General features: G+C 42.0%; 2 protein-coding genes and 1 pseudogene. 2 read left to right on the top strand and 1 reads right to left on the bottom strand.

Features of this window, described 5'->3' with window-relative positions:
* Nucleotides 1-91: 91 nt before the first annotated feature.
* Nucleotides 92-794: pseudogene (locus GOB93_RS20605) on the bottom strand (IS5 family transposase).
* A gap of 229 nt (nt 795-1,023) precedes the next feature.
* Between GOB93_RS20605 and GOB93_RS20600 the strand changes: the two are divergent.
* Together GOB93_RS20600 and GOB93_RS20595 are read left to right on the top strand one after the other, a co-directional pair.
* A complete protein-coding gene (locus tag GOB93_RS20600) occupies nt 1,024-1,953 on the top strand; it encodes a hypothetical protein (RefSeq protein ID WP_173585232.1) in 930 nt (309 codons plus the stop codon).
* 46 nt (nt 1,954-1,999) lie between these two features.
* Complete coding sequence (locus tag GOB93_RS20595) at nt 2,000-3,352, top strand: DUF4910 domain-containing protein (RefSeq protein ID WP_173585231.1); 1,353 nt, start codon at nt 2,000-2,002, stop codon at nt 3,350-3,352.
* Nucleotides 3,353-3,497: the final 145 nt, after the last annotated feature.

The raw sequence follows: 3,497 nt of genomic DNA, 5'->3' as shown, positions 1-3,497 counted from the left end.
CCATACCGACGCATTCACTCTCTCCCCGTTCCAGAAACAGGAAGAAAAAATCACAGATCAGACGAGAGTACAAGCGGCATAATCCTCCCGCTTAACTGACGACACGCCCTAAGAGGAAGACAGTCGGGCATCTGACGTAACATGTGGCAACACTTCGCCAGTCCTTCAGACGGCCGAACATGATCTCAATACGATTGCAGCGCTTATAGCGTCGTCGGTCATATCTGATGGATTTTCCCCGGGATTTCCGGTCTGGAACGCAGGGTTTAATTCCTTTCTCTTCCAGCGCTTTTCTGAACCAGTCGGCATCATAACTCCGGTCCGCCAGCATCCATTGTGCTTTGGGAAAGCTGTCCAGCAAGGTAGTCACTCCCGTATAATCGCTGATCTGACCTGCTGTCATGAAGAAGCTGAGCAGATGTGCGTTCCAGTTTGTGATGGCATGCAGCTTCGTATTCATACCGCCTTTTGTCCATCCGATGATCGTCGCCCTGTCTCCTTTTTTACCCCCCAGGCCTGAAGCTGTCCGGTGTACATTGAGGTAAGTCGCATCAATCATGATGGTCTGAGCTTCCACCCTCCCGACGGAAAGGTATTTCATCATCCGGGCAAAGATCCCCATGGTGCCCCAACGTTTCCAGCGATTTTACAGCGTCTTATGTGGGCCGTTGAACGCGACGCGTCACGCCAGTGCAGGCCATGCGATTTACGAAGGTGATGCCGCTCAGCACACGGTGATCGTCTGCTCGGGGGTGACCATGGTTCTTTGCGAAGAACGGCTGCAAACGGGCCATCCGTCAGCCATTACAGATTATTCATCTTCAGTCTCCTCTCAGAGCTTGAATCAACATCCTTTCCAAAAATTAATGGGGTTTGAGCCTAACTGACGACACGGCGTAAGCAATATGCACTACGTATGACGTGCATACTACACACAAATTAAAAATAGACTCTCTAAGATATTTTGCGCAATAAATAGAAATTACCGATCGCAGTTTCCACCACGATTATGGAGCAAAATCTATGAACTGTGTCATCTTGTTTCGAACGCATGTTTGGGATGATTTTGTTTTTCGCCAATACAAAATGGTCAAACAAAACAGTCCTTTTGAAGTCATCATTCTTGCAAACAACACGAACGGAATCTGCCCACCAATAAATAATTTACCCTTTGTGACATTTTGTATAGCAGATTTTGAAAAAATGGGATTATACATTGGTGACAAAAGCGATTGCACTTGGTATAATGCTGATTATCCGCTATACTATTACTTTAAATTATTCAATAAATATGACTATTATATTATATGGGAATATGATGTCGTTGTCCGGGCAAACATATCTGTTTTAATGGAGCGTGTTATTAAAGATTTTCAGGATGTCGTGGCATTTACTGTAGACGATCCATTTTATGATTGTGACTATATTTATAGTATTTCAGGTGTGTATCCAAAAGATACTGTTGAAAAAACATATTTTCCGTTTGCTGTTTTTTCCCGAAGAGCTGTAGCAGAACTTTTATCACGTCGCTTGTATCTTTCCGATCAGATAAATTCCGGGAAGATAAAGGTTTGGCCCCACGCCGAGTTGTTCATGGGAACGGAGCTAAAAACCAGTAGACTAACCGTTTCACAACTTACAGACTACGGTGCTGCAAATTTTTTTTCGCATTATCCACCATTGTTTGAAGGCGACATTCAAACCATGGTGGAAGAGCAATTTCTTCATCCTGTGTTAGATGCCAAGCGTTACGTAAATAGCATTATCCGGTACGAAGGACGACCTGGTCGATATTTTAATCCTACAAGTTTATTTCATAAAACCCTTCGTCGCTTTCCTTTTTCTTTGTATAAACGCGACCTTTATGCGGCATTAATAAAGCGCGCAACCAGAGTTAGAAAAATCGCTAACGAAAAAATGAATTACATACTATATAATAGTTTTGGATCATAGTCGTTTGTTATGATATAAAATTGAGTATTAAATAATGGACCTTTTTATGATCAAACCAGAGTTTTATTCCATCCTAAGAAACGCCACTACGCCGGGTACCATTTTTACACATGTTGAGGCATTATTCCCTATATTTCGAAGTATAACTGGAAAAGGTATAAGATGTACTTTAAAATATATTGATGATCGAGTCCAGAATTTTCAGATGATAAATGTTCCATCAGGAACACCCGTCTTGGATTGGCAGATTCCAGATGAGTGGAATGTTAATTCGGCTACAATCAGGACGCATTCTGGTGAAATTATTATTGATATTAAGGAAAATAATTTGCATCTTTTGCAATATAGTATTCCGTTTCGCGGTCGAATATCGAGAGATGTACTGCTTAATCATTTATTTTCTATTTCAGAGCAGCCTAATCTGATTCCATATCGAACGAGTTATTATAACCGTGATTGGGGCTTCTGTGTTTCCAATCAACAAAAAGATGCCATGACGGACGCTGAATATGACGTTGATATTAATGTTTCTCTTGAACCCGGTCATCTGACATATGGCGAGGTTTTTATCCCAGGACGTTCTGAAGAAGAAATATTTTTTTCCATTCACTGCTGCCATCCGTCTCTCGCCAATGACAATCTTTCTTCAATTGCTGTAGCAATTGAACTTATTCGCGCATTGCAGGCAACGAATGACCTACGTTTTTCATATCGTTTCGTCTTTGTTCCAGGCACAATAGGCGCAATCACTTGGCTGGCAAATAATATTGAAAATACGAAAAGAATTCGAGCCGGACTGGTCTTAAGTTGCTTGGGAGATGGTAGCGGACTAACATATAAGAAATCACGCAACAATGCAGCTTCTATCAATCGATATCTTGAATGGCTCATTAGTAACGAAGACAATGCTAACATTCGGGAATTTGAACCTTACGGCTATGATGAAAGACAGTATTGTTCTCCTGGTTTCAATTTGCCGGTAGGATGTTTGATGCGTTCTCCGAATGGTTCATTTCCAGAATATCACACATCTGCGGATAATCTTGATTTTGTGCAGCCAGAGGCGCTTTTTTCTTCTTATCAATTCATTCTGAAATTTATTTTTCTTCTTGAGAACGATGCTTATCCTGTTAATCGCTTCCCATTTGGCGAGCCACAGTTGGGCAGACGTGGACTTTACCCGTTACCTGCTTCACTTTCTGGAGACGATGACAACAAACCAGATCAGATGAGCCTTTTATGGATTCTTAACTTTGCAGATGGCCATCACTCATTTTTTGATATAGCAGTATTGGCAGAAATATCATTCCAAACTATTATAAATGCCTCTATAATACTTCAGAATTCGGGACTTCTTGATATTTATAATAACGCCAAGATTCATGCTACACCCGGGTAGAGCATTTTCTTTTCAATCTGGCTCATATCCAGCGGCGGTGAAGAAATTTATGCACTCTGCGGGCGAGAACTGGTCGATCAGGGTGCCGATCCTGTCCCACAAGGCGTCACGGGTGCGTTCGGCAACGCGACGCAGATGGGCTTTG

It is taken from the genome of Acetobacter musti (assembly GCF_011516835.1).
Taxonomy (GTDB): Bacteria; Pseudomonadota; Alphaproteobacteria; order Acetobacterales; family Acetobacteraceae; genus Acetobacter; species Acetobacter musti.
Note: the sequence above shows the minus strand (reverse complement) of the source record. Positions and strands in the feature narration are given on the sequence as shown.

Coding starts and splice junctions, on each gene's coding strand:
- GOB93_RS20600 (WP_173585232.1), top strand. CDS start 1,024: ATGAACTGTGTCATCTTGTTTCGAACGCATGTTTGGGATGATTTTGTT.
- GOB93_RS20595 (WP_173585231.1), top strand. CDS start 2,000: ATGATCAAACCAGAGTTTTATTCCATCCTAAGAAACGCCACTACGCCG.